Genomic DNA, 25660 nt, shown 5'->3' on the forward strand with positions numbered 1-25660 from the left:
CGCGGTGCAGCTGACCATCGGCGGCGAGACGTACCGCTCGCGGCTCATCCTCGGCACCGGCGGCGCGGCCAACCTGCACGTGCTGGAGCAGGCGATCCGGGCCTCCGGCGCCGAACTGGTCACCCTCGCCCTGCGCCGGGTCGACACCGCCGCGGTCGCCGGCGGCGGGCTGCTCGACCTGCTGGACCGGTGCGGGGTGCGGCTGCTGCCGAACACCGCCGGCTGCTACACCGCCGCCGAGGCGGTGAAGGTGGCCCACCTGGCCCGGGAGGCGTTCGGTACCGACCGGGTGAAGCTGGAGGTGATCGGCGACGAGCGCACCCTGCTGCCCGACGGGGTGGAGCTGCTGCGCGCCGCGGAGGAGCTGGTGGCCGACGGGTTCACCGTGCTGCCGTACACCTCGGACGACCCGATCCTGGCCCGGCGGCTGGCCGACGTGGGCTGCGCGGCGGTGATGCCGGCCGGCGCGCCGATCGGCTCCGGCCTGGGGGTGGGCAACCCGCACCACATCCGGCTGATCCGGCAGAGCGTCGACGTGCCGGTGATCCTGGACGCGGGCATCGGCACCGCCTCCGACGCGGCGCTCGCCATGGAACTGGGCTGCGACGGGGTGCTGCTGGCCAGTGCCGTCACCCGCGCCGCCGACCCGGTGGCGATGGCCACGGCGATGCGCTACGCCGTCGAGGCCGGTCGCCTGGCCGCCGGCGCCGGCCGGATCCCCCGCCGGTTCCACGCCCTGGCGTCCACTCCCGACGACGGCCGGCCCGAGCTGTGACGGCGCGGACACCGGGGCTGACCCTGGTCGGTCCCGGGCTCCCGCCGGGGCGGATCCCGTCCGGCGTCGTGCTGCTGACCGATCGGCGGGTGGCCCGTCGGCCGCTGGTCGAGGTGGTCGCCCGGGCCGTCGGCGGGGGAGTGCGCTGGGTGGTGCTGCGGGAGAAGGACCTGCCCCGGGCCGAGCGGGCCGCGCTCGCGGCGGAACTGCGGGCGGTGCTCGCCGAGGTCGGCGGTGCCCTGCTCGTCGCCGGCCCGGACCCGCTCGGCGGCGACGCCGTCCACCTGCCCGCCGCCGGCCCGTACCCGCCGCCCCAGCATGCCCTGGTCGGCCGCTCCTGCCACGACGCGGCGGAACTCGACCGGCTCACCACCGAGGACTACGTGACCCTCTCGCCGGTCTTCCCGACCAGAACCAAACCCGGCTACGGGCCGCCCCTGCAACCGGACGGGCTTCGCCGGCTGGTCGCCGCCAGCCCGGTCCCGGCCCTCGCCCTGGGCGGCATCGAGACGCCCGCGCAGGTGGCGGCGTGCATCGGGGCGGGTGCCGTCGGGGTGGCCGTGCTCGGCGCGGTCATGCGCGCCCCCGACCCCACCGAGGCCGCCACCACCCTGCGCGACGCCTTCGAAACGGCGCTGCCCGGTCGGCCGCAGCCCCCAACCGCGAGCAGGAGCAAAGATTGACGCCGAGAACCCTTCTGACGATCGCCGGCTCCGACTCCGGCGGGGGCGCCGGCATCCAGGCCGACCTCAAGGTCTTCGCCGCCCTCGGCGCGTACGGCACCAGCGTGCTCACCGCCGTCACCGCGCAGAACACCCGGGGCGTGGACGCCGTCCTGCCGTTGCCGCCACAGACCGTCACCGACCAGCTCGACAGCGTCCTCGGCGACTTCGCCGTACGCGCGGTGAAGACCGGCATGCTCGGCAGCCCGGCGATCGCCGACGCGGTGGCCGGGGCGGCGAAGGCGGGCCGGCTGCCGCACCTCGTCGTCGACCCGGTGCTGGTGGCGACCAGCGGGCACCGCCTGGGCGTGGTGGCGGCGGTCGAGCGGCTGCTGCCGTACGCGGAGGTGGCGACGCCGAACTGCGCGGAGGCCGCGGCCCTCACCGGACGCCCGGTGGGCACGGTCGAGCAGATGGTCGTGGCGGCCGAGGACCTGGCGGCCGGCGGCCCGGCGTACGTGGTGGTGACCGGCGGCGACGTGGCCGCCGGTGGCGAGGCGGTGGACGTGCTCAGCGGCGGCGGGCGGACCACGCTGCTGCGCGCGCCGCGGGTGGACACCCGGCACAACCACGGCACCGGCTGCTCGTTCTCGGCGGCCGTCGCGGTCCGGCTGGCGGCCGGCGATCCGGTGCCGGCGGCGGTGGCCGCCGCCAAGGAGTACGTCACCCGGGCGCTGACCGGCGCCCGGGACTGGGAGTTGGGCGCGGGACGCGGCCCGCTGGACCACTTCGGCTGGTCGCGGTGAGCGAGAGGGAGGCTGCCATGCAGGCACGGCGCAAGGTGTACGTGGAGGGTTCCCGGCCGGACGTCCGGGTGCCGTTCGCCGAGGTGGAGCTGACCGGGGACAACCCACCGGTCCGGCTGTACGACACCTCGGGCCCCGGCTCCGATCCGGCGGCCGGGCTGCCGCCGCTGCGCGGACCGTGGATCGCCGAGCGCGGCGACGTCGCCCCGGTGCGGGGTGCGGGCACGCCGCTGGCCGGGGCGGACGGCCGGCGGCCGACGCAGCTCGGCTACGCGCGGGCGGGGCTCGTCACGCCGGAGATGGAGTTCGTGGCGATCCGGGAGGGGGTGCCGCCGGAGTTCGTCCGGGCCGAGATCGCCGCCGGCCGGGCCGTGCTGCCGCTGAACGTCAACCACCCGGAGTGCGAGCCGGCGATCATCGGCAGGGCGTTCCTGGTCAAGGTCAACGCCAACATCGGCACCTCGGCGGTCAGCTCGTCGGTCGCCGAGGAGGTGGAGAAGCTGACCTGGGCCACCCGGTGGGGCGCGGACACCGTAATGGACCTGTCCACCGGCAAGCGGATCCACGAGACCCGCGAGGCGATCGTGCGCAACTCGCCGGTGCCGATCGGCACCGTGCCGATCTACCAGGCGCTGGAGAAGGTCGGCGGCGACCCGGTGAAGCTGAGCTGGGAGGTCTTCCGGGAGACCGTGATCGAGCAGGCCGAGCAGGGCGTGGACTACATGACCGTGCACGCCGGGGTGCTGCTGCCGTACGTGCCGCTGGCGGTCGGCCGGGTGACCGGGATCGTGTCCCGGGGCGGCTCGATCATGGCCGCCTGGTGCCTGGCGCACCACGAGGAGAACTTCCTCTACACCAACTTCCGCGAGCTGTGTGCGCTGCTCGCGCGCTATGACGTGACGTTCTCGCTCGGCGACGGGCTGCGGCCCGGCTCCATCGCGGACGCCAACGACGAGGCGCAGTTCGCCGAGCTGCGCACCCTGGGCGAGCTGACGAAGGTGGCCTGGGAGCACGACGTCCAGGTGATGATCGAGGGCCCGGGACACGTGCCGATGCACAAGATCAAGGAGAACGTGGACCGCCAGCAGGAGTGGTGCCACGAGGCGCCGTTCTACACGCTCGGCCCGCTGACCACCGACATCGCGCCCGCGTACGACCACATCACCTCGGCGATCGGCGCCGCGATGATCGGCATGTTCGGCACCGCGATGCTCTGCTACGTCACGCCGAAGGAGCACCTCGGGCTGCCGGACCGCGACGACGTCAAGGCGGGCGTGATCGCGTACAAGATCGCGGCGCACGCCGCCGACCTGGCCAAGGGGCACCCCGGGGCGCAGGCCTGGGACGACGCGCTGTCCAGGGCGCGGTTCGAGTTCCGCTGGGAGGACCAGTTCAACCTGTCGCTGGATCCGGAGACCGCCCGGTCGTACCACGACGCGACGCTGCCGGCCGAGCCGGCGAAGACGGCGCACTTCTGCTCGATGTGCGGCCCGAAGTTCTGCTCCATGAAGATCAGCCAGGAGCTGTCGGAGTACGCCGCCCGTGGCATGCGGGACAAGTCGGCGGAGTTCGTCTCCTCCGGCGGGCGGGTGTACCTGCCGCTGGCCTGACCGATCCGTCCGGCGCCGGTGGTCGGCGCCGGACGGCGGCGGTCAGTCGCGGTGGTGCCGGCCGGTGGAGCGCAGCGACCGGCGCCCCGGCTCCTCGGCCTCCGGCTCGGGCGCCTCCTTGGCCAGGCCGGTGACCCAGTCGACGTACTCCTCGTCCGGGGCCGGCAGCGGTTCGTCCACGGGCGGGCGGTCCGGCTCCACGGCCCGCGACCGGTTGCGCCGGAACAGGCCCCGCTTCGGGCGGGCCTTCTCGCTGGCGGGCGGCGCGGCGGGCTCCCGGCTGCCGTCCGGCTGCCGGGGGACGGCCGGCTCCTCGGCGGGGGCCGGTGTCGGTGGTGCGGCGGGTGCCGGCTCCAGCGGGGCGGTACGCCGGAACCCGTTGCCGAAGGCGTCCCAGCTGCCCGCCCGGTCCAGGTCGGGCAGCGGCGCGCGGTGCCGGGGCCGGGGCGTGGTCGGTTCGACGCCGTCCGGCCGGGCCGCCCGGTCGCGCTCCTCGGGCGGTGTCCCCCGGCCGACCGGGCCGGTCAGTGGCGTCCGGCCGAGCGGGGCCGGGCGCACCGGTGCGCCCGGCCAGGCCGGCACCGGGCCACGCCGCTCCTCGTCCGGCGGGGGTGCCTCGACCGGGTCGGTGCCGGGCGTGGCCGTCCGGTCGCCCCCGGTCGGGGTTGCCGGCGGCTCCCCGGCGGGCGCAGTGGCGGCCGGCTCCGCCGCGGCGGCGTCCGGGCCGCTCGGCGTGGTGGCGTCCGGGCCGCTCAGCGTGGTGGCGTCCGGGCCGTTCCGCGTGGTGGCGGCGGGCTCCGTCCGCGACCCGACGGGGGTGGCGGGGGCCGGCGCGGGGCCGAGCGGGGCACCGCTCACGGCGCCGGCCGGGTCGAGCGGGGCCGCTTCGGGCGCACCCGGCGCGGCCGGGCCGCCGCCGGTGGGCGGTGCCCCGGTCGTGGTGGCGCGGGAGGTCCGTGTCCGCCTGGGCCGGGGCGTGGCCGGCGTGCCGGTGGCCGGTTCCGGCTCGCCAGCCGGCTCGCCCGCCGTCGCGCCTGGCTTGGCCGCCGTCGCGCCCGGCTTGGCTGCCGTCGCGTCGCTGGGCGGCGGGGTGGGCGGCGTCACCGGTTCGGCCGTGGCGGGGGAGGGCGAACCGGCCATCGCCGGTGGCTGGTCGCCCGCCGGGTTCGCGCCGGTTGCCGGGGCACCCGCCGCGTCCGCACCGTTCGCCGGGGCGCCGGCGGTCCGGCGTCGGGCGCGCTTCGCGGTCGGCGTCGGGCCGGTGGCTTCGGTGGTCCCCTCGGGGGCCGTCGCGGCTGCCGTGCCCGCTGCCCGGGTGGCGGTGGCTTCCGTGCCCGTCGTGGCGACCGCTTCCGGGCCGGCTGTGGCGGCCGTCGGGGCGTCCGCGCCCGCGGTGGGGGTGGTGGCCGCCGTCGGGGTTTCCGTGCCCGCCGTGGGAGTCGTGGCTGCCGCAGCCGCCGGGTCGGCCGGACGGCGGGTGCGCCGGGGTCGGCGGGGGGGGCCGGCCGTTGCCGCCGCGCCGGGCCCGGTCGCGGCGACCGCACCCGCCACGCCGTCGGCGGGCGTACCCGATCCGGCCGCCGCCGAGGGGTCCGCCGGGGCGGTGGCGGGCCGCACTTCCGCTCCGCCCGGCTCGGCGGCCGGCGACCGGTCCGGGTCGGCGGTCCGGGCCGGGTCGAGCCCGGTGACCGGCGGCTGGTCGGTGCCGGTGGCCGGTACGTCGGTGGCCGGCCGGTCCGACCGGATCGCGGCCGAGGCGACGCGGGCCGGGGCGGCGTCCGGGTCCGTGCCGGTGGCCGGCCAGTCCCAGTGCGGCGGCGTGCTCCCGGCGGGCGGGGCGGACGCGAAGAGGTCGGCGTGCCCGCCGCCGGCCGTGGCGCGGAACCCGTCCCGGGCGTCGCCCGCCACGAGGCTCGCGCGGTCGTCGCCGGGCGCCGGGGCCGGTGGCGCGCCGGCCGGCAGGCCGGTGCCGGCGGGCAGCGGGCGGAGGATGGCGGTCGGCGTGACGGCGTCCTCGGCCGACCACGCGCCGGTCCGGCCGGCCGGCAGGAGCGGCCAGCGCAGCAGGGCCGCGGCGGTCGAGCCGAGCACGCCGGTGGCGAGCGCGATCAGGGCCGCGTAGTAGGGCGCGAGCTGGTATCGGTCCACGCTGTCACCGGGGCCGGCGGAGAGGTAGGCGAAGGCGATCAGCGCCGGGCCGGCCGCGCCGGTCGCCCCGCTGACCAGGGGCGGGTGGCCGCGCCGGCGGGCCAGGCCGCCCGTCACGGCGCCACTGACCAGGGCCACCACCGGGAGGATCAGCAGGGCCAGGCGCTCCGCCGTGTCCGGCGCGAGGCCGGCCGGTTCCAGCACCCCGAGCCGCACGGTGGGCAGCGGACCGCTGCCCACCAGCGACGGCGCCGCCGAGATCAGGGCGAGCAGCCAGACCACGCCGGCCAGCACCGCCACGTTCCAACCCAGCGGCGGCCGGAGCAGCACGGTCAGCGCGGCGCCCGCGCCGATCACCGCGCCGAGCACCGCGCAGATGCCGACCGCCCAGACGGGGTCCACGGAGAGGAGTTCGGCGGCCCGCGCCGGCTGCATGCACAGCGGGGCCACCACCGTCGCGCCGAGCGCGGCCGCCCCCGCGACGGCGAGCTGCTCGGTCGTCTCGGCCGGTAGCTCCTCGCGCCGAGCCAGCCGCTCGGTGAGGAGGGCGCCGGTCACCGCGGCGAGCGCCGCGAACCAGCTCACCCAGACCAGTTGGGCCGGCCACCGGTTGACCGAGCCGTCCGTGAACTCGCCGGTCAGCCGGACGATGCCGAACCCGTACGCGATGCCGAGCTGACCGGCTCCGGCCAGCACGCTCAATCCGAGCGCCGTGAGCAGCAGTCTGCCCCACGTCCGATTGGCCATGTGGCGCACGTTACGGGCCGGTGCGCCCGATCGCCACCTTGGCGCCGCGCGGCGCGGCGACGCGCCCGAGCTGCGACTATCCCGGGGCCCGGGAGCCGGCCGCCAGGTCGGGTCCCCGACACCCGCCCGGGGGCCCGCCCGGACCTGCGGGCGGTGTCGGGACGGTTCCGTCCGCCGGCCCGGGCGACGATTGTTCTCGATGTCGGGCAGCCGGTCGTATTTCGCTTTCTGTCGATGATCGAGGGGCCCGGGCATCCGATTTCCGGGTGATCGGCGTCGGCGTCCGGCGGAATGGCGGCCCCGGGGTCGCCGGACCGTCGATCTTCCGGGTCGGCCCGGTGATCTCGCCCCCCGCCGTGGCGCGCGGCCGGCGGGGAGATCCACCTCCGGTCCTGAGTAGATGATCTGCGCCGCACGCCGTACGGTGTGGTCGGAGCTGAGTGATCCACCGCGATGGGCGCTGCATGCCGGGATGCGCGTCCCACATCGTGGTGATACTGAGTGTTAACAAATGCTCACCTTGAATAAGCAGATGACCACTCTGGAGTTACATGCCCTGTTCAGGGACTCGGCAACTCGGCGGTATTCGGCGCGCGGATCAAGGGTGGATTGCCGAACGGCTGATTTCCACCGCATCGCCGCTTCCCAAACAGGATCTTGTCTGATGAAATTCCGGCCGTGCCGCGCGTGGCGCTGTCCCCTGCAGCAGGCGCGGGTCGGCGGTACGAGCGCGGAAGAAACGACGGAGGCGATGTCGTGAGCACCGGACCTACGACCCTGCCCGAAAGCGGTGGCCCCGGCCAGCTCAACCGTCGTCGCGGGCTGCCCCGGCTGCGGGACGCCCGGATCCGTACCAAGCTCGCGCTGATCCTCGTCGTGCCGATCGCCGCCGTCATCGCGCTGGCCACCGTCCGGTTGGTGGCGGTCGCCGAGAGCGCCGACGACGCCACCCGGGTCCGGTCGATGACCGCGCTCTCCCTCGACGTCTCCGCGCTCTCCGAGGGGCTGCACGCCGAGCGGATGGCCGCCCTGGCCTTCCTGGCCGATTCGAAGGGCGCGCCCGACGACTACAACCGGCTGGCCCGCGCCACCGACGAGCGGATCGCCGCGTACCAGAGCGGACGGGGTCGGATCGAGGAGCCGCCGCCGCTCGTCGGCGACCTGCTCACCGACATCGACGAGGGACTGGCCACCCTGCCCGACATCCGCAAGCAGGCGCTCGGCCGCCAGGGATCGTCGGCCGGCGACCCGGGCCAGCGGTATGCGGCGGTCCTCTCCGCGCTCAACGGGTACGGCGACGCCCTGGCCCAGTCGGCCACCGAGGGGCGCGGGGCGGACGCCCGGCGGGCAACCGCCGCGTACGGGCGGGCGCGCGCGGCGGTCGCCGAGGAGGAGGCGGTCGCCTTCACCGCGCTGACCGCCGGGCGGGTCACCGAGGCCGACTACTTCGCCTTCGTCTCCACGCTGGCCCAGCGCAAGGACGCCCTGCTCGCCTTCTCCCAGACCGCCGAGCAGGGGCAGCGTGAGGTGGCGTCCCGCATCGTCACCGGCGACGCGGTCCAGCAGGCCGACCGGGTCACCAGCGACCTGACCCGGTCGATCGGCAAGCGGCCCACCATCAGGGCCACCGAGGCGGCCGCCGCCATCGGCGCGGTGGACGACCTGATGCGCAAGGCGGAGGTCGAGCTCCAGGACCGGCTGCTGGCCGACGCCGAGCGGGCCCGGATCGAGGCCACCCGGCAGGCCGCGCTCGAGTCGGTGCTGGTGCTGCTCAGCCTGCTCGTCGCGATCACCCTGGCGGTGGTGCTGGCCCGGTCGCTCAACATCTCGCTGCGCCGGCTGCGGGAGGGCGCGCTGGCGGTGGCGAACCACGACCTGCCCGACGCGGTTACCCGGCTGCAGAACATGGGCAACGTCGGCGAGGGCGGGGTCGAGGAGATCGTCCGCGAGATGCGGGACCCGATCAAGCTCAACAATCGCGACGAGGTGGGCCAGGTCGCGCTCGCCTTCAACGTGGTCCACCGCGAGGCCGTACGCGTCGCGGCCGAGCAGGCCGCCCTCCGGACCAGCGTCTCCACCATGTTCGTCAACCTGGCCCGCCGCAGTCAGACCCTGGTCGACCGCATGATCGGCGAGCTGGACGCGATCGAGCGGGGGGAGGAGGACCCCAAGCGCCTCGCCCAGCTCTTCGAACTCGACCACCTCGCCACCCGGATGCGCCGCAACGACGAGAACCTGCTGGTGCTGGCGGGCGCCGACGCGGGCGTGCCGCGCCGGGAGGACGCGCTCCTGGTCGACGTGCTCCGCGCCGCCCAGTCCGAGGTGGAGCAGTACAACCGGATCGAGTTCGGCAGCATCGACACCGACATCTCGATCACGGCGAACGCCGTGAACGACGTGGTGCGGCTGGTCGCCGAGCTGCTCGACAACGCGACCCGGTTCTCCCCGCCGAACACGACGGTGGTCGCCGACGCCCGGCGGATCCGGGACTACGTGCTGGTCCAGGTGGAGGACCGGGGCCTCGGGCTGAGCGAGGAGCAGCTCGACTCGCTCAACCGCCGGCTGGCCGCGCCACCGACCGTCGACGTCTCCGCGTTCCGGCTGATGGGTCTCGCGGTGGTCAGCCGGCTCGCCAACCGCTACGGCATCCGGGTGGAGCTGCGCCGCAACATCGAGGGCGGCACGGTGGCGCAGGTGACGCTGCCGAACGCCACCGTGGTGCTGCCCGCCGACCCCGGACCGATGCCGCTGCCCACCCGGCCCCGGCCGTCGCTGGCCGCCGAGCCGGGCCCGTACGCCCCGGCCGGCCTGGGCGGGTCGCCGGTCGCCGGCGGCACCGCGACGCTCTCCGACGCGTGGCGCACCCCCCGACCGGCGGCCCACTGGCCCGGGCCGGCCGACGCCCGGGAACTCGCCCCCGAGGTCGGTTTCGGCGCCGCCCCGGTGTCGGCCGTCCCGGTCTCGGCGCAGCCGGTGTCCGGGTACCCGGTCTCCGCGCAGCCGGTGTCCGGATATCCGGTGTCCGCGCAGCCGGTCTCCGGATATCCGGTCTCCGCCCAGCCGGTCTCCGGATATCCGGTGTCCGCGCAGCCGGTGTCGGCGCAGCCGGTCGCCGCGTACCCGGTCTCCGGGCAGCCGGCGACCGGGCCGCACCCGATGTCGTCGGTCTCCGCCCCGCCCGCGTACAGCCCGGCCGCGGCCCAGTCCGCGCCGGTCGAGTCGCCGTCCCGGTGGACCGCGCCGGTCGAGCCCGAGCCGGCGCTGCCCACCGGTCCGGTCGCCGGCCACGGGGTCGGCAGCGCACCGGCATCCGCCGCCGCGTCCCTGGTGGCCCGGCCCGACCGGCCGGCCGACTCGCCGATCTTCCGGGAGATGGAGGCGGTCTGGTTCCGGTCCCACGGCAACGACGCCACCGCCATCTTCACCCGGCCGCGCTTCGACGAGGAGCCGCCGGCCGCGCCCCGGCCGGCGGAGGCCGCACCGCCGGCCGAGCCGCCGGTGGCCGCCGCGCCACCCCCGCCGCCGTACGTCCCGCCGGCCGCCGCCCCGGAGCCGTACGCGCCGCCGACCCCGGCGGCCGAGCCGGAGTCGTACGCCGCGCCCACCACCGCGCCGGAGTCGTACGCTGCGCCCAGCGGCGAGCCGGAGCCCTTCGCCGTGCCGGAGGCGTACGCGCCGCCGGCACCGGTGGCCGAGCCGGCGGCGGCCCAACCGGCCGAGCCGGAGCCCGCACCGCCGGTGTCGGCTCCGCCCTCGATCGACCCCGACGCCTGGCGCACGGCGGCCGACGAGGGCTGGTCGCTGGCCTCCCGCGCGGCCTCGCCGGAGGTCCGCGACACCACCCGTTCCGGCCTGCCCAAGCGGGTCCCGCAGGCGCAGCTCGTCCCCGGCGGCATCGAGTCGGACAGCGGTCGGGACCGCAGCCGACGCACCCCCGAGGACGTCCGCGGTCTGTTGTCTGCCTACCACCGGGGCGTACAGCGCGGCCGGTCGGTGGGCGCGGATCCCACCTTCACCCCCACCAAGGAGACGAGTCGATGAACCGCCCGGCGGCTATGCAGGACATGGGTTGGCTGCTCACCAACTTCGCGGACAGCGTGGCGGGCATCGCCCACGTGGTTGCGGTGTCCGCGGACGGCCTGCTGCTGGCCTCGTCCCGGGATCTGCCCGGGGACCGCGCCGACCAGCTCGCCGCGATCACCTCCGGCGTGGTGAGCCTGACCGAGGGCGCGGCCCGGATGTTCAGCGCCGGCGGGGTGTTGCAGACCGTGATCGAGATGGACAGCGGATACCTGTTCCTCATGTCGATCAGCGACGGCTCGTCGATGGCGGTGCTCGCCGCCCGCAGCTGCGACGTCGGCCAGGTCGGTTACGAGATGGCGCTGCTGGTGGAACGGGTCGGCGCCGCCCTGGTGCCGCTGCCCCGGGACGCGGTCCGCTCCTAGGCCGACGGTGACCCGGCGCCGGCAGGCCCCGGCCGAGAGGAGGTGATCGCGAGATGGATCAGCGGCGTGACGACCCGCGTGGCGCGCTGGTGCGGCCGTACGCGGTCACCCGCGGCCGGACCGAGGCGCGGATGGACGTGGCGATCGAGGCGGTGCTGAGCGCCAGTCCCACCGCCGTCGTCGAGTCGCGGTTCGCCGGGCACGACAAGCACCGCATCGCCACGGTCTGCGAGGGCCGGGCCCAGTCGTTGGCGGAGATCGCCGCGTACACCCGGATGCCGTTGGGGGTGGCCCGGGTGCTGGTCGCCGACATGGTGACCGATGGCCTGCTGACGCTACACACTGCCGCTCCCGCCGAGGGGTACGAGGGGCGGATGGAGATCCTTGAAAGGGTGCTAAGTGGACTTCGCAGGCTATGACCCCGCCGGGGCGGGTCGGAACCGGGGAATCGTCTCCGCGAAGATCGTCATCGCGGGCGGCTTCGGCGTGGGCAAGACCACCCTGGTCGGCGCGATCTCCGAGATCACCCCGCTGACCACCGAGGCCCTGATGACCTCCGCCGGCATCGGGGTCGACGACCCGTCGAAGGTGCCCGGCAAGGAGACCACCACGGTCGCCATGGACTTCGGCCGGATCACCATGGCGCAGGACCTGATCCTCTACCTCTTCGGCACGCCCGGGCAGACCCGGTTCTGGTTCATGTGGGACGAGATCATCCGGGGCGCGGTCGGCGCCGCCGTGCTTGTCGACACCCGCCGGATCGCCGACGCGTTCGCCGCGCTTGACTACTTCGAGAACCGCAACCTGCCCTACGTGGTGGCGCTCAACCACTTCGACGGCTCGCCGCAGTACGAGATGGACGAGGTGCGCGAGGCGCTGGCGATCGCGAGCGACGTGCCGCTGGTGCTCACCGACGCTCGGCACCGCGATTCGGTGAAGCAGGTGCTGGTGACGGTGGTCGAGCACGCGATGAAGCGGTTGCAGGCCGAGCACGGCCGCGGCTACCCGGCCCCGGTCGGCTGAGCCGTTTTGTCGTTGTTTTCGGCGGTCTCCGTAGTGGACCCGCCGACGAGCGTCGTTCCGCGGCGTCGCCGCACACGACTCTGACCTGCAGAAACATAGAATCCATCGCGACATTTGTTACGCAGAGTGAAGTGAACTTCGCTTTGCGTCATGGATGAAGAGGGGGATTCATGAGGACAGTGAGAGCGGCCATCGCGGTGGTCGCGAGCACCCTGCTCGGCGTCGGCCTGGCGCAGGCGCCCGCCCGGGCGGCGGTGGCGGACGACACGACCCGGGCCAACACGCTCACCGCCATGCACGGGGAGGCGTTCGCCAACGCCAGCTACCTCGCGTACGGCGCGGAGGCGGCCCGCAACGGGCACGACGACATCGCCGACCTGTTCGTCGCCACCGCCGCGACCGAGCTGGGTGAGCACTTCACCGAGGAGGCGGCGCTTGTCGACTTCGTCGGCACGGACGTGGCCAACCTGCGCACGTCGATCGAGGGCGAGTGGCACGAGGCCACCGTGGTCTACCCGGGGTACGCCCAGCAGGCCCGCCGGGACGGCTGCCCGCGCGCCGCGCGGCTGTTCCAGGAACTGGCGGCCGATGAGGCGACCCACGCCGCCCAGTTCCGCCTCGCCCTGTACGCGATCACCCATCCGCGCTCCGGCGTACGGGTCCCGATCGGCACGGCGGTCCCGCCGGTGCCCATCGTCGCCGGCCTGCCGGTCTGTTCGGGCGTGACGCAGGACAACCTGGAGGCGACGCTGCGCGGTGAGGCGTTCGCGAACGCCAGCTACACGCGCTACGCCCAGCATGCCCGCAGTGGTGGCCGGCTGCGGCTGGCCCGCCTCTGGACGAACACCGCCGGTCAGGAACTCGGCGAGCACTTCTCCGAGGCGGCGACCCTCGCCGGTCTGGTCCGCTCCGACGCCGAGAACCTGCGCAAGGCGATCGAGGGCGAGACGTACGAGGCGGGCACCATGTACCCGTCCTTCGCCCGGCAGGCGGCCTCGGTGGGTGAGGACGAGGCGGCGGACCTGTTCGCCGAGATCGCGCACGACGAGGCCGGTCACGCCTCGGCGTTCCTGTACGCCCTGGTCGACCTGGAACTCGGCGGAATGCGCGCGGCGGTGCGGCGGAGCTGACTCCGGGTCAGTCCAGGCGCAGCCGGTACCCGCGCTTGACCACGGTCTGCACCACCCGGGGGGCCCGCAGCCCGGCCCGGAGCCGGGCCACCGCCATCTCGACGGCGTGCTCGTCCGCGCCGCGCGGCAGCGTACGCAGCAGCGCGGCGCGGGACAGCACCCGGCCGGGGGAGCGGGCGAGCGCCCGGAGCACCGCCATCGGGGCGGGGGCCAGCGGGCGTAGCTCGCCGTCGACCACGGCCGCGTGCCCGCGCAGGGTCACCAGGTGACCGCCCGCCTTCACGGTCACCGTGCGGCGGGGCAGCTCGTCGACGATGGTCCGGACCAGCGCCCCGATCCGGGCCCGGCTCGGGGCGCTCACCGGCACCCCGCGCCGGATCAGGGGTTCGGCGGTGACCGAGCCGACGCAACCGGCCAGCACGTCTCCGCGCAGCGCCTCCAGCACCGTCTCGGTCCGGTCGCCGGCGGCCCGCAGCAGCGCCTCCGCCGCCGGGGCCGAGGTGAAGGTGACCGCGTCGACCAGCCGGCCGGCGACCAGGTCGACGAGGCGGTGCAGCGGGGCGGGGTCGGCCGGGGGCGCCCACCGGTAGACGGGCACCTCGATCACCGTGGCGCCCGCCGCCACCAGCGCCTCGGTGCACTCCGGCTGCCGCTCACCGTGCAGCTGGAGCGCGATCACCTGCCCGGCCACGCCCCGCCGGACCAGGTGTTCGATCACCTCGTCGCAGCTCTCCGAGGCCGGCGACCAGTGCTCCCGCAGGCCGGCGGCCCGCACCGCGCCGGTCGCCTTCGGGCCGCGGGCCACCACGTAGGAGCGGGCGAGGACGGCGTGCAGCGGCTCGGCCAGCCCCCAGCCCTCCGCCGCCTCCAGCCAGCCGCGCATGCCGATGCCGGTGTTGGCCATCAGCACGTCCGGCGGCCGGCCCAGGCAGGCCCGGGTGGCCTCGCGCAGGTCGGTGTCGTCGGCCAGCGGCACGATCCGCAGGGCCGGGGCGAGCACGACCCGGGCGCCGCGCCGCTCCAGCAGCGCGGCCAGCTCGTCCCGCCGCCGGTCGGCGGTCACGCCGACGGTGAAGCCGGCCAGTTCCTCCCGCATCACTCCTCCTGTCGCAACCGCACCTCGACCAGACCGTCCCGGCACCGGATCCGGTGCCGGCGCAGGGTCACGCCGGCCACCTCCAGGCAGCGCCCGGTCCGCAGGTCGTAGACCTGCTTGTGCAGCGGGGACGCGACGGTCGGCAGGCCACCGCGACTGCCCACGATGCCCCGGGACATCACGTACGCCCCGCCGACGGGATCGAGGTTGTCGACCGCGTACAGCTCGCCGCCGGTGCGGAAGAGGGCCACCTGCACGCCGTCGACAAGCGCGGCCACCCCGCGGTCGGGGTCCAGCCGGTCGAGCGGGCAGACCGGCGTCCAGTTCAGCGTCCTCACCGCCGTACCTCCGGAAGTCCGAGCGCGACCGGCTGCCGGCGGTGGTCGGCGGCGCGCGCCGGCACCGGCTGGCCGCGGGCCACCGTGAAGGTGATGGACGGGTCCGGCACGTCGGGTGCGTTGACGAAGGAGGTGAACCGGCGCAGCCGCTCCGGATCCTCCAGCACGTCCCGCCACTCGTCGGAGTACGACGCCACGTGCCGCGCCATGGCGGCGTCGAGTTCGGCGCAGAGCCCGAGCGAGTCGTCCACGATCACCGACCGGAGGTGGTCGAGGCCGCCGTCCATCGCCTCGATCCAGGCGGCGGTGCGCTGCAACCGGTCGGCGGTGCGGATGTAATACATCACGAACCTGTCGATCAGCGGGATCAGCGCCTCGGTGGACAGGTCGGTGGCGAACAGGTCGGCGTGCCGGGGGCGGAAGCCGCCGTTGCCGCCGACGTAGAGGTTCCAGCCGGTCTCGGTGGCGATGATGCCGAAGTCCTTGCTGCGCGCCTCGGCGCACTCCCGGGCGCAGCCGGAGACCGCCGACTTGAGCTTGTGCGGGGCCCGCAGGCCGCGGTAGCGCAGCTCCAGCGCGACGGCCAGCCCGACCGAGTCCTGCACCCCGTACCGGCACCAGGTCTCGCCGACGCAGGACTTCACCGTGCGCAGCGCCTTGCCGTAGGCGTGGCCGGACTCGAAGCCGGCGTCGACCAGCCGCCGCCAGATCTGCGGGAGCTGCTCGACCCGGGCGCCCAACAGGTCGATCCGCTGCCCGCCGGTGATCTTGGTGTAGAGCCGGAAGTCCCGGGCCACCTCGCCGATCACGATCAGCTTCTCCGGGGTGATCTCCCCGCCGGGGATCCGGGGCACCACCGAGTAGCTGCCGTCGCGTTGCAGGTTGGCCAGGAAGTGGTCGTTGGTGTCCTGCAGGGACGCCTGCTCGCCGTCGAGCACGTGCCCGGTGCCCAGCGAGGCGAGGATCGAGGCCACCACCGGCTTGCAGATGTCGCAGCCGCGCCCCCGCCCGTGCTCGGCGATGAGCTGGGAGAAGGTCCGGATGCCGCGGACCCGGACGATGTCGAACAGCTCCTGCCGGCTGGTGTCGAAGTGCTCGCAGAGCGCCGTCGACTGCCGCACCCCGGCCGCGTCGAGGAGCTGCTTCAGCATCGGCACGCAGGAGCCGCAGCTCGTACCGGCCCGGGTGCACGCCTTCAGCGCCGGCACGTCGCCGGCCCCGCCGGCGATCGCCGCGTCGATGTCAGCCCGGGTCACCGCGTTGCAGGAACAGACCTGGGCGGCGGCCGGCAGCGCTCCCGCGCCGGAGCCCGCGCCGCCGGCCGGCGCCAGCAACGCCAGCGGGGGAGCGGGCAGCGGACCGCCCACGCTCGCCCGCAGCGTCGGGTAGGCGCTCGCGTCGCCGACCAGCACGCCGCCGAGCAGCGTCCGCGCGTCGTCGGAGAGGACCAGCTTCGCGTACGCCCGGGTGGCCGGGTCGGTGAAGGTGACGTCGAGGCAGCCGGGGGTGGTGCCGTGCGCGTCGCCGAACGACGCCACGTCCACGCCGAGCAGCTTGAGCTTGGTGGCGGTGTCCGCGCCGGGGAAGGTGGCCGCCCCGCCGAGCAGCCGGTCGGCGACCACCTCGGCGGTCGCGTACCCGGGGGCGACCAGCCCGTGGCAGGTGCCGTCCACCGCCGCGCACTCGCCGACCGCCCAGATCCGCTCGTCCGCCGTCCGGCAGCCGGCGTCGACAAGCACCCCGCCGCGCGGGCCGAGCGGCAGCCCGGCCGCCCGGGCCAGCTCGTCCCGGGGCCGGATGCCGGCGGCCACCACCACCAGCTCCGCGTCGACCGTACGGCCGTCGGCCAGCTCCAGCGCGGCCACCGTGCCGTCCGGCCCCGGGCGCAGCGCGCTGGTGGCCACCCCGAGGTACGGCGTGACGCCCAGCTCCTCGACGTAGCGGCGGAGCATCGCCCCGCCCGCCTCGTCCACCTGCGCCGGCATCAGCCGGGGCGCGAACTCGACCACGCTGGTGTCCAGGCCGAGCAGCCGCAGCGCGTTCGCCGCCTCCAGCCCGAGCAGGCCGCCGCCGATCACCGCCCCGGTCCGCCGGCCCCGGGCGTGCTCCCGGATCGCGGCGAGGTCGTCCAGGGTCCGGTAGACGAAGACCCCCGGCAGGTCGGTGCCGTCGACCGGTGGCACGAACGGGTACGACCCGGTGGCCAGCACCAGCGCGTCGTACGGGACCTCGCCGCCCGCGGTGGTCACCAGCCGCCGCTCCCGGTCGATGCGCAGGGCCGGCTCGCCCAGCCGCAGCTCCACCCCGTCGTCGGGGGTGTGCAGGTTCAACTCCTCGGCGCTCACCCCGTCGAAGAAGGCCGACAGCCGCACCCGGTCGTACGCCGGCCGCCGCTCCTCGGCGAGCACCGTCACCCGCCAGCGCCCGTCCCGGTCCCGCGTCCGCAGCGCCTCGACGAACCGCTCGCCGACCATCCCGTTGCCGACGACCACCACCCTCGGACCGGTCATCGTGTCACCTCCTCGCACGTCGTCGCTGGTCATCACGGCACCGCCACGGAGCTGGCCAGCACGGCACCGCCAGGGAGCTGGTCATCCCGGCACCGCCACCGAGTCCGCGGCGGCCAGCCAACCCACCAGGCCGGCGACCGCGTCCCGGCAGCCGCCGCAGCCGGTGCCGGCCCGGGTCGCGGCGACCACCTCGTCGACCGTCCGGGCGCCGCCGCGCCAGCAGGCCACCAGCGCTCCCTTGCTGACGTCGTTGCACTGGCACACCGTGGCCCCGTCCGGCATCAGCGCCGGCGAGGTGGAGCTGGTGGCTGGCGCCGTGCCGAAGGCCCGGCCGAGCAGCAGCGACCGCCGGTCCGCCGGCACCGGCCCACCCCGGTCGAAGAGCTGCACCACCGTGCCCACCGCCGGGTTGTCGCCGAGCAGGATCGCGCCGGTCAGCCGGTCACCGTCGATCCGCAGCCGGGCGTACGTGCCGCGGGTCGCGTCGCTGAACACCAGTTCCTCGCCGGGACCGGCGCCGGGGTCACCCATCGCGGCGAGGTCGATGCCGGCCGCCTTGAGCCGGGTCACCGCCGGCCGGGGCCGGTACCGGGCCGTCGGCTCCTCGCCGCTGAGCAGCCGCGCCACCACCCGGGCCTGCGCCCAGGCCGGGGCGACCAGCCCGGTCGGCACGCCGTCGTGCTGCGCGCAGTCGCCGATCGCCGAGACGTCCGGGTCGCTGGTGCGCAGCCGGTCGTCCACCACGATGCCGCGCTGGACGGTCAGGCCGGCGGCGGTGGCCAGGGCGGTGTCCGGGCGCACCCCGCAGGAGAGGACCAGCAGGTCGGCGGCGAGCGTACGGCCGTCGGCCAGGTCGAGGCGGACCCGGTCGGGGTCGGCGGTCACCGCGGTGGCCGGCACGCCGAGGACGGTGCTGACGCCCAGCCCGGCGAGGGTGTCCGCGAGCACCGCCCCGGCGGCGGCGTCGAGCTGCCGCTCCATCAGCCACGGCGTGGGGTGCACCACGGTCACGTCCAGTCCCCGGGCGGCGAGCCCGCGCGCCGCCTCCAGCCCGAGCAGGCCGCCACCGAGCACCAGGGCCCGGCGGGCGCCCCGGGCGGTGGCCAGGATCCGCCGGCAGTCGGCGAGGGTGCGGAAGGCGGCCACCCGGTCGGGCAGGCCGGCCGGATCGAGGCCGGGCAGCGGGGGCACCACGGCCCGGGCGCCGGTGGCGAGCACCAGGTGGTCGTACGGGATCCGGTCGCCGTCGGCGGTGCGTACCTGGCGGGCCGCCCGGTCGATTGCCACGGCGGTCACCCCGGTGCGCAGGTCGACCCCCTGCCCGGAGACCTCGGCCAGCTCCACGTCCGGCTCGGTGATCTTGCCGGCCAGCAGGGTGGAGAGCAAGATCCGGTTGTACGCCCGGTGCGGCTCCGCGCCGAGCACGGTGACCTTCCGGTCCCCGCCCCGGGCGTGCAGCTCGGCGGCGAGCCGGGAGCCGGCCATCCCGTGCCCGACGATCACCACCCGCACGGTCGTCCTCCGTCCCCCGCCGGCCGATCCCGTCCGCCGGTCCGGCCGCTCATGCCCGCTCCACCCGGACCGCGCAGATCTTGAATTCGGGCATCCCGGAGACCGGGTCCACCGCGTCGTTGGTGACCGAGTTGGCCCGCGCCGCGCCCGGCCAGTGGAACGGCGTGAACACGGTGTCCGGCCGGATCGCCGGGCTGATCCGGGCCGGTGCGCACAGCTCCCCACGACGGGAGACCACCCGCAGCTCGTCACCTTCGGCCGCGCCGAGCCGGGCGGCCAGCTCCGGGTGGAGTTCGACGAAGCCGCCCGGCGCGGCCCGGCGCAACGCGGCGACCCGCCGGGTCTGCGTGCCGGACTGGTACTGCGCGAGGACCCGCCCGGTGGTCAGGTGCAGCGGGTACTCGGCGCAGACCGGCTCGGCGGCCGGCCGGTGGGTCACCGGATGGAAGCGGGCCCGGCCGTCCGGAGTGGGGAACCGGTCGGCGAAGAGCCGCGGCCGGTCCGGCCCGTCGGAGTCCGGGCAGGGCCAGAAGACGCCGTTGTCGGCGTCGATCCGGTCCCAGGTGATCCCGGCGTAGTCGGCCGGACCGCCGGCCGAGGCCAGCCGCAGCTCCTCGAAGACCGTCCGCGGGTCGGTCGGCAGCCGCTCGGCGCCGGGCAGGCGGGCGGCGAGCCCGGCGATGACCTCCAGGTCGGTGCGGACGCCGGCGGGTGGTTCGCGCAGCGCTCGGCGGCGCAGCACCCGGCCCTCCAGGTTGGTCATCGTGCCGTCCTCCTCGGCCCACTGGGCCACCGGCAACACCACGTCGGCCAGCTCCGCCGTCTCCGAGCGGAGGAAGTCGGCCACCACCAGCAGGTCCAGGTCGCGCAGCCGGGACTCGATCCGGGCCGCGCGCGGCGCGGAGACGACCGGATTGGAGCCGAACACCAGCAGCGCCTTCGGCCCGGACGCGGTGCCCAGCGAGTCGAGCAGCTGATAGGCCGGCACCCCGGGCCCGGGCAGCGTGGCCGGGTCGACGCCCCACACCCGGGCCACGTGCGCCCGGGCTGCCGGATCGTCGATCCGCCGGTAGCCGGGGAGCTGGTCGGCCTTCTGCCCGTGCTCCCGGCCGCCCTGCCCGTTGCCCTGCCCGGTCAGGCAGCCGTAGCCGGAACCGGCGCGCCCGGGCAGGCCCAGCGCAAGCGCCAGGTTGATGAGGGCGGTGACCGTGTCCACGCCCTTGGCGTGCTGCTCGGCGCCCCGGGCGGTGAGGATGACCGCCCGGTCCACGGTGGCCAGCGCCCGGGCGGTGGCTTCCAGGTCGGCCACCGGCACCCCGGACAGCCGTTCCACCTCCGCCGGCCAGTAGCCGGCCACGGTACGCCGGACCTCGTCGAATCCGGTGGTCCGCGTGTCGATGTACGCCCGGTCGAGCCAGCCCTCGGTGAGCGCGATGTGCAGCAGCGCGTTGGCCACCGCCAGGTCGGTGCCGGGCAGCGGTTGCAGGTGCAGGTCGGCCTGGCGGGCGGTGGCGGTGGCCCGCGGGTCGACCACGATCAGCCGGCCGCCCCGTGCCCGCTGGTCGGCGAGGTGACGCATCAGCGGCGGCATGGTCTCGGCCGGGTTCGCGCCGACCAGCAGCAGCGTGTCCGCCCGGCCGAGGTCGGCCAGCGGGAACGGCAGTCCCCGGTCGACGCCGAAGGCCCGATTGCCGGCCGCGGCGGCTGATGACATGCACCAGCGCCCGTTGTAGTCGATGTGCCGGGTGCCGAGCGACACCCGGGCGAACCGGCCCAGCGCGTACGCCTTCTCGTTGGTCAGCCCGCCGCCGCCGAAGACCGCGACCGCGTCCGGCCCGTGCCGCTGCCGGACCGCCCGCAGTGCGGTGGCGACCCGGTCGAGCGCCTCGTCCCAGCCGGCCGGGCGCAGTTCGCCGCCGGGCCGGTCGCGCAGCAGCGGCGTGGTGAGTCGGTCCGGATGGTCGAGCAGGTCGGCGGCGGTCCAGCCCTTCTGGCACAACCCGCCGCGGTTGGTGGGGAAGTCCCGGGGGGCCACCTCGACGCCGGCTCCGGTCGCACGCAACACCATGCCGCACTGCAACGCGCAGTACGGGCAGTGCGTGGCGGCCTCCCGGGGGCGTACCCCCGATCGCGTCGCCGCGTGCGCACCGTCTGTCATGTCGGAAAAGCGTGCCGGCGGGCGGTTTCCGGTCCGGGTCTCTTCTGTTTCGGTCCTGTCAAGAGCGGCTCACACCGCACGGCGGCGACCGAGCGGATCGATGGGCCTGGATCAGGAGCGCTTCGCCGTCCGCGGCGGTCGGGCGTCCAGCCGTCGCGGACGGCGGAGTCGGCGGTCAGCGGGCCGACGGGTCGGGTAGCTGATCCTCGAGTCGCTGCGCGAACCGGAGTGCTCCGGCCTTCCGCAGGTGGGCGATCAGCTCGACGGCATCCCGGTCCTGGGCCACCAGGCTGCGTCGGTAGTAGTCGGTCTGCCGAGCCAGCACGCTCCGCACCAGGACCATCGAGCGGTCGGCCACCCAGTTGAGGAACTCGTCACCGGTGAGGACGGAAAGCATCTCCTGGGTGCATTCCGGTGGGAAGGCGCGTCGATCGTCGGTGACCAGGAAGTGGACGCCGCCGTGGACGGCAGCGGCCAGCACGTGACGGTCATCAGGGTCTGGCGGGCACGGGACGTCCTGCGGCGTATAGCCCGTGACCAGGCCGTCCGGGAAAGCCTGGACGAACCGGCGTCGCTGTCCCCCGATCGCCTGCTCGGAATGCTCGGGCCGCTTTCGGCGCAGGCGATACATCCACTCCGCCAGGACATCCTCGCTGTACCGAAGATCGAAAACGGTGCAGTCGCTGTCCAGCGCGAGGAGGCTGATCCAGTCGCGAAGCGTCCTGGAGAAGAGCACGTTGGCATCCAGGAACACCAGGGGGGCGCCGGGGATCACAGTGGACACCCTAACCAGCCCGCCCTGCTCCGGCCGGGATCTACTCGTCGTCGTTGAAGCCCAGCGCGTCGGCCTCCCACATGAGGGCCTCGTACGACTTTCGGCGCTCATCCATCTGCCGCTGCCGGAAGGCGAGGGCGTCGCTGAGGAAGACGCGCCGGTGGCTGCCGACTCGGTGGGCGGGGATGGCCCCGCTGTCAAGGAGCCGGACCAGTGTGGGGCGGGACATGCCGAGTAGCTTTGCCGCCTCGGTCGTCGTCAGCTCGCGGGCGATGGCGCTGATCGCGACGCCGTCGCCGCGTGCGAGCATCGCTGAGATCTGACGGAGTACGTCGACCAACTGGGCGGGGACCTCGACCTCTTCTCCGTCGGACGAGACGAGGCGGGCCGTGCTCCTGCCGGCGGCGCGAGGGTGCCGCAGGAGGAATGCCTCCATGGCGGCCACCTGCTGGCGCTCGGCTCCCTCGGAAGGCATGACCGAGGCGGCCATCGCGGCGCTGAGGCTCATGATGCTCCCTTGCTGATCCTCGGACCCATTGTCCCAACCGTTCGGACTCATCGTCGCGGCCAAGCGAAATATCTGCAAGCGGCTTCGGTTGTTTCATTTGGTGGTGTCCGAATGATCGGCTCCTGGGAGCAGAAGATGACTGGTGGTCATACCAGCGGGTAGTCTCAGCGGCATGACCGCGAAGGTGACGTTGTCGTTCTCCGACGAGACGATCGAGGAGGCGCGCCGGTTCGCCCGGGCGGAGGGGCTGTCGCTCTCCGCCTGGATGGACCAGGCGGCCCGGGAGAAGGCGCTGCGCGAGGTCTTCGCCGCGCACGCCGCCGCGGTCGGCCGCGCCGGCCTCGACCTGGAGTCCGCCGCCCTCGCCGACGCCGACGAGGTGGGCATGGTCGACGACGTGCTCTTCGGCGGGCGCCCGCGTGCTGCGTAGGGGCGAGGTCTGGCGCATCGAGGGCGCCCGGGAACGGCTCGGTCTGGTGATCAGCTCCGACGTCTACAACTCCACCGAGGTGCCGATCGTGATCGTGGCCGAGGTGGTCGAGGAGACGCTGCTGCGCGACTCGCCGCTGGCCGTCCGGATGGGCGGGTACGTGGTGATGCCCGACCGGCTCTCCTCGCCCATGAAGAAGTGGTTCACCGAGTGCGTGGACGTCGCGGACACCGAGACCATGCAGCGGGTCGGTCGGGCGTTGCGCATCCTCCAGGAGCTCTGACCCGGCCCGTCCGCTCACCTCACCACCGGTCGGGCCGGTCGGTGCGGGGCCCGTTGCCTCCCCGACTTCCCGGACGAACCTCGCGGTAATTCCGGCTTCCTACGGTGCTGCCGGGCGCCCGCCCCCGCCGGTCCGCCGGCGGACCGGGCGACCGTCCCTGGACGCCGCCGGGCCGTGAGGAGAACCGCTGATGACCACTCTTGTCGAACCCGCGGAGAGCGGTGAGGTCGACCTGCGCCGCCGGCCCGGCCGGTGGATCGGCCACTGGGAGCCGGAGGACCCGGCGTTCTGGCGGGCCGTGGGCCGGCGGACCGCCCGCCGGAACCTGATCTTCTCGATCTTCGCCGAGCACATCGGCTTCTCGGTCTGGCTGCTGTGGAGCATCGTGGTCGTCCGGCTCGACGACGCCGGCTGGCAGCTCACCACCAGCCAGGCGCTGTGGCTGACCGCGCTGCCCAGCGGGGTCGGCGCGCTGCTGCGGCTGCCGTACACCTTCGCGGTGCCGGTCTTCGGCGGGCGGAACTGGACGGTCGCCTCCGCGCTGCTGCTGATCGTGCCCTGCGCCGGCCTGGCCTGGGCGGTCAGCCACCCGGAGATCGGCTACCTGCCGCTGATGCTGATCGCCGCCACCGCCGGGCTCGGCGGCGGCAACTTCGCCTCCAGCATGGCGAACATCTCCTTCTTCTATCCGGAACGGGAGAAGGGCTGGGCGCTGGGCCTGAACGCGGCCGGCGGCAACATCGGCGTCGCCGTGGTGCAGTTCCTGGTGCCCCAGGTGATCGTGCTGGGCGGCGGGCTCGCGCTGGCCCGGGCCGGGCTGATGTACGTGCCGCTGGCGGTGGCCGCGGCCGCCTGCGCCTACCTGTTCATGGACAACCTGGCGGAGGCGAAGGCGGACGTCGGGCCGGTCTGGTCCGCGCTGCGGCACCGGGACACCTGGCTGATGTCCCTGCTGTACGTCGGCACGTTCGGCTCGTTCATCGGCTACTCGGCCGCCTTCCCGACCCTGCTCACGTCGGTCTTCGGCCGCCCCGACATCGCGCTGGGCTGGGCGTTCCTCGGTGCCGGCGTCGGCTCGGTGTGCCGCCCGCTCGGCGGCCGGCTCTCCGACGCGGTCGGCGGCGCGCGGGTGACGGTGGGCAGCTTCGCGCTGATGGCCGCCGGGGCGTACGCGGCGCTGTGGTCCGTGGAACACCGGCACCTGGGCGTCTTCTTCGCCGCGTTCATGGCGCTCTTCGTCGCCACCGGGATCGGCAACGGCTCGACCTACCGGATGATCTCGAAGATCTTCCGGGTCAAGGGCGAGGACCTCGGCGGCTCCCCGGAGACGATGCTGGCGATGCGGCGGCAGGCCGCGGGGGCGCTCGGCGTCATCTCCTCCGTCGGGGCGTTCGGCGGGTTCCTCGTGCCCATCTGCTACGCCTGGGCGAAATCGACCTACGGCGGCATCCAGCCGGCGCTCCGGTTCTATCTCGGGTTCTTCGTCCTGCTGCTGGTCGTCACCTGGGTGGGCTACGTCCGGCCGGGCTCGCGGATGGCCCGGGCCGGGGTGTGACCCGCACCGCAGTCGGGCCGACCGGGGACGCCGGGTGACCCCGTTTTGACCTGCCGACGGGGCTGCGGGTATCGTTGCCTGCTGTTGTACGACATCCAGAGGCGTGCCGCATCAGGTACGCTTGGTCGTTCGTGCGCGCTGGTTCGACCTGGGAAACGGGTCACCTCGGCGCGCGACCCCAGACCGACGACGAGACAAGGTAGACCTGTGCGTACGTACAGCCCGAAGCCGGGTGAGATCGAGCGTCAGTGGCACGTCATCGACGCCTCTGATGTCGTGCTGGGCCGCCTGGCCACCCACGCCGCCACGCTGCTGCGCGGCAAGCACAAGCCGACTTTCGCGCCGCACGTCGACACGGGCGACTTCGTCGTCATCGTGAACGCGGGCAAGGTCGCGCTGACCGGCAACAAGCGGCAGACCAAGGTCGCCTACCGCCACTCCGGTTACCCGGGTGGTCTGAAGCAGGTCGGCTACGAAGAGCTGCTGACCAAGCGTCCCGAGCGGGCCATCGAGCTGGCCGTGAAGGGGATGCTCCCGCACAACAAGCTCGGCCGTCAGCTGATCAAGAAGCTGAAGGTCTACGCCGGTGCCGAGCACCCGCACCTGGCCCAGCAGCCGGTGCCGTTCGAGATCAAGCAGATCGCGCAGTGAGCGCGGGCGAAGGAAGCAGCATGACCGACATCACCGAGACCGAGGTTGCCCCCGAGGCCACCGAGGCGCCGGCGCCCGTCGCCCGCGCGCCGCGTGGTGACCGCCCGATCCAGACCGTGGGTCGGCGCAAGGAGGCCATCGTCCGGGTCCGCATCGTCCCGGGCACCGGCAAGATCACCTGCAACGGCCGCGACCTCGAGGCGTACTTCCCGAGCAAGGTGCACCAGCAGCTGATCAAGGACCCGCTGGTGACCGCCGAGAAGCCCGAGGCCTTCGACGTCATCGCCAACCTGCGCGGTGGCGGCACCACCGGCCAGGCCGGCGCGCTGCGCCTCGCCATCGCCCGGGCGCTGATCGTCAGCGAGCCGGACGACCGCCCGGCCCTGAAGAAGGCCGGCTTCCTCACCCGGGACGCCCGGGTCAAGGAGAGCAAGAAGTACGGCCTCAAGAAGGCCCGTAAGGCTCCTCAGTACTCGAAGCGCTGATCAACAGCTGCAC

Annotated in this window: 22 protein-coding genes; 14 read left to right on the forward strand and 8 right to left on the reverse strand. The window is 74.7% G+C overall.

Going from position 1 to position 25660, the window contains the following annotated elements; translation table 11 throughout:
* Nucleotides 1-4: 4 nt before the first annotated feature.
* From K7640_RS19770 to thiC, 4 genes are read left to right on the forward strand one after another with little or no spacing between them, the layout of a single operon-like run.
* Nucleotides 5-775: a thiazole synthase gene (locus K7640_RS19770; RefSeq protein ID WP_308042613.1), complete on the forward strand. Its 771-nt coding sequence runs from the start codon at nt 5-7 to the stop codon at nt 773-775.
* A 53-nt stretch (nt 776-828) separates the two neighbouring features.
* Nucleotides 829-1458 (forward strand): thiamine phosphate synthase, encoded by a 630-nt coding sequence (locus K7640_RS19775; protein ID WP_222956420.1) that lies wholly within the window; start codon nt 829-831, stop codon nt 1456-1458.
* Nucleotides 1455-2243 carry a bifunctional hydroxymethylpyrimidine kinase/phosphomethylpyrimidine kinase gene (gene thiD / locus K7640_RS19780; protein WP_222956341.1) on the forward strand — a complete coding sequence of 263 codons (789 nt, stop codon included), beginning with the start codon at nt 1455-1457 and terminating at the stop codon, nt 2241-2243. Before K7640_RS19775 ends, thiD begins: the two co-directional genes overlap by 4 nt.
* Nucleotides 2244-2260: 17 nt before the next feature.
* Entirely contained in the window at nt 2261-3853 is a 1593-nt protein-coding gene (thiC, locus tag K7640_RS19785) for a phosphomethylpyrimidine synthase ThiC (protein ID WP_222956342.1), read from the forward strand.
* A 42-nt stretch (nt 3854-3895) separates the two neighbouring features.
* Here thiC and K7640_RS19790 read toward each other — a convergent pair whose 3' ends face one another.
* On the reverse strand, nt 3896-6748 hold the full coding sequence (locus K7640_RS19790; RefSeq protein ID WP_222956343.1) for a hypothetical protein: 2853 nt from the start codon (nt 6746-6748) through the stop codon (nt 3896-3898).
* Between the two features lie 756 nt (nt 6749-7504).
* On the opposite strand from K7640_RS19790, the gene K7640_RS19795 reads away from it, so the two are divergent.
* The 5 genes from K7640_RS19795 to K7640_RS19815 all read left to right on the forward strand — a co-directional run bounded on the left by K7640_RS19795 (nt 7505) and on the right by K7640_RS19815 (nt 13346).
* On the forward strand, nt 7505-10789 hold the full coding sequence (locus K7640_RS19795; RefSeq protein ID WP_222956344.1) for a sensor histidine kinase: 3285 nt from the start codon (nt 7505-7507) through the stop codon (nt 10787-10789).
* On the forward strand, nt 10786-11193 hold the full coding sequence (locus K7640_RS19800) for a roadblock/LC7 domain-containing protein (RefSeq protein WP_007465177.1): 408 nt from the start codon (nt 10786-10788) through the stop codon (nt 11191-11193). The genes K7640_RS19795 and K7640_RS19800 overlap by 4 nt, the downstream gene beginning before the upstream one ends.
* Nucleotides 11194-11246: 53 nt before the next feature.
* Nucleotides 11247-11612, forward strand: a complete 366-nt coding sequence (locus tag K7640_RS19805; protein WP_222956345.1) for a DUF742 domain-containing protein — start codon at nt 11247-11249, stop codon at nt 11610-11612.
* Nucleotides 11593-12216 carry an ATP/GTP-binding protein gene (locus tag K7640_RS19810; RefSeq protein ID WP_222956346.1) on the forward strand — a complete coding sequence of 208 codons (624 nt, stop codon included), beginning with the start codon at nt 11593-11595 and terminating at the stop codon, nt 12214-12216. The genes K7640_RS19805 and K7640_RS19810 overlap by 20 nt, the downstream gene beginning before the upstream one ends.
* 170 nt (nt 12217-12386) lie before the next feature.
* On the forward strand, nt 12387-13346 hold the full coding sequence (locus K7640_RS19815) for a ferritin family protein (protein WP_222956347.1): 960 nt from the start codon (nt 12387-12389) through the stop codon (nt 13344-13346).
* Between the two features lie 7 nt (nt 13347-13353).
* On the opposite strand, the gene K7640_RS19820 is transcribed toward K7640_RS19815, so the two are convergent.
* From K7640_RS19820 to K7640_RS19850, 7 genes are all read right to left on the reverse strand, one after another.
* Nucleotides 13354-14442 carry a uroporphyrinogen-III synthase gene (locus tag K7640_RS19820; RefSeq protein WP_222956348.1) on the reverse strand — a complete coding sequence of 363 codons (1089 nt, stop codon included), beginning with the start codon at nt 14440-14442 and terminating at the stop codon, nt 13354-13356.
* Nucleotides 14442-14780 carry a nitrite reductase small subunit NirD gene (gene nirD, locus K7640_RS19825; protein ID WP_222956349.1) on the reverse strand — a complete coding sequence of 113 codons (339 nt, stop codon included), beginning with the start codon at nt 14778-14780 and terminating at the stop codon, nt 14442-14444. Before nirD ends, K7640_RS19820 begins: the two co-directional genes overlap by 1 nt.
* Nucleotides 14777-17290 carry a nitrite reductase large subunit NirB gene (gene nirB / locus K7640_RS19830; RefSeq protein ID WP_222956350.1) on the reverse strand — a complete coding sequence of 838 codons (2514 nt, stop codon included), beginning with the start codon at nt 17288-17290 and terminating at the stop codon, nt 14777-14779. The genes nirD and nirB overlap by 4 nt, the downstream gene beginning before the upstream one ends.
* Nucleotides 17291-17371: 81 nt before the next feature.
* Nucleotides 17372-18802, reverse strand: coding sequence for an FAD-dependent oxidoreductase (locus K7640_RS19835; RefSeq protein ID WP_308042614.1), 1431 nt, complete (start codon nt 18800-18802; stop codon nt 17372-17374).
* Nucleotides 18803-18851: 49 nt separating this feature from the next.
* A complete protein-coding gene (locus tag K7640_RS19840; RefSeq protein WP_222956351.1) occupies nt 18852-20960 on the reverse strand; it encodes a molybdopterin oxidoreductase family protein in 2109 nt (702 codons plus the stop codon).
* Between the two features lie 175 nt (nt 20961-21135).
* Entirely contained in the window at nt 21136-21735 is a 600-nt protein-coding gene (locus tag K7640_RS19845; protein ID WP_222956352.1) for a PIN domain-containing protein, read from the reverse strand.
* A gap of 40 nt (nt 21736-21775) precedes the next feature.
* Entirely contained in the window at nt 21776-22243 is a 468-nt protein-coding gene (locus tag K7640_RS19850) for a helix-turn-helix domain-containing protein (RefSeq protein WP_222956353.1), read from the reverse strand.
* A gap of 172 nt (nt 22244-22415) precedes the next feature.
* Here K7640_RS19850 and K7640_RS19855 point away from each other — a divergent pair, with 172 nt between their 5' ends.
* From K7640_RS19855 to rpsI, 5 genes are all read left to right on the forward strand, one after another.
* Nucleotides 22416-22673, forward strand: a complete 258-nt coding sequence (locus tag K7640_RS19855; RefSeq protein ID WP_222956354.1) for a DUF6364 family protein — start codon at nt 22416-22418, stop codon at nt 22671-22673.
* Nucleotides 22663-22956 carry a type II toxin-antitoxin system PemK/MazF family toxin gene (locus K7640_RS19860; protein WP_222956355.1) on the forward strand — a complete coding sequence of 98 codons (294 nt, stop codon included), beginning with the start codon at nt 22663-22665 and terminating at the stop codon, nt 22954-22956. Before K7640_RS19855 ends, K7640_RS19860 begins: the two co-directional genes overlap by 11 nt.
* Nucleotides 22957-23146: 190 nt before the next feature.
* A complete protein-coding gene (locus K7640_RS19865; RefSeq protein WP_222956356.1) occupies nt 23147-24511 on the forward strand; it encodes a NarK family nitrate/nitrite MFS transporter in 1365 nt (454 codons plus the stop codon).
* Nucleotides 24512-24718: 207 nt separating this feature from the next.
* Nucleotides 24719-25162, forward strand: coding sequence for a 50S ribosomal protein L13 (gene rplM / locus K7640_RS19870; protein WP_088647410.1), 444 nt, complete (start codon nt 24719-24721; stop codon nt 25160-25162).
* Nucleotides 25163-25182: 20 nt separating this feature from the next.
* Nucleotides 25183-25647 carry a 30S ribosomal protein S9 gene (rpsI, locus tag K7640_RS19875; RefSeq protein ID WP_139582597.1) on the forward strand — a complete coding sequence of 155 codons (465 nt, stop codon included), beginning with the start codon at nt 25183-25185 and terminating at the stop codon, nt 25645-25647.
* Nucleotides 25648-25660: the final 13 nt, after the last annotated feature.

The sequence above is a fragment of the Micromonospora sp. PLK6-60 genome (genome assembly GCF_019890675.1).
In the GTDB taxonomy this organism is placed as follows: domain Bacteria; phylum Actinomycetota; class Actinomycetes; order Mycobacteriales; family Micromonosporaceae; genus Micromonospora.

Bases quoted from the DNA above. Each gene is read 5' to 3' on its own strand.
- thiC (WP_222956342.1), top strand. From the start codon at position 2,261: ATGCAGGCACGGCGCAAGGTGTACGTGGAGGGTTCCCGGCCGGACGTC.
- K7640_RS19790 (WP_222956343.1), bottom strand. From the start codon at position 6,748: ATGGCCAATCGGACGTGGGGCAGACTGCTGCTCACGGCGCTCGGATTG.
- K7640_RS19800 (WP_007465177.1), top strand. From the start codon at position 10,786: ATGAACCGCCCGGCGGCTATGCAGGACATGGGTTGGCTGCTCACCAAC.
- K7640_RS19805 (WP_222956345.1), top strand. From the start codon at position 11,247: ATGGATCAGCGGCGTGACGACCCGCGTGGCGCGCTGGTGCGGCCGTAC.
- K7640_RS19815 (WP_222956347.1), top strand. From the start codon at position 12,387: ATGAGGACAGTGAGAGCGGCCATCGCGGTGGTCGCGAGCACCCTGCTC.
- K7640_RS19820 (WP_222956348.1), bottom strand. From the start codon at position 14,442: ATGCGGGAGGAACTGGCCGGCTTCACCGTCGGCGTGACCGCCGACCGG.
- nirB (WP_222956350.1), bottom strand. From the start codon at position 17,290: ATGACCGGTCCGAGGGTGGTGGTCGTCGGCAACGGGATGGTCGGCGAG.
- K7640_RS19840 (WP_222956351.1), bottom strand. From the start codon at position 20,960: ATGACAGACGGTGCGCACGCGGCGACGCGATCGGGGGTACGCCCCCGG.
- K7640_RS19850 (WP_222956353.1), bottom strand. From the start codon at position 22,243: ATGAGCCTCAGCGCCGCGATGGCCGCCTCGGTCATGCCTTCCGAGGGA.
- K7640_RS19855 (WP_222956354.1), top strand. From the start codon at position 22,416: ATGACCGCGAAGGTGACGTTGTCGTTCTCCGACGAGACGATCGAGGAG.
- K7640_RS19865 (WP_222956356.1), top strand. From the start codon at position 23,147: ATGACCACTCTTGTCGAACCCGCGGAGAGCGGTGAGGTCGACCTGCGC.
- rpsI (WP_139582597.1), top strand. From the start codon at position 25,183: ATGACCGACATCACCGAGACCGAGGTTGCCCCCGAGGCCACCGAGGCG.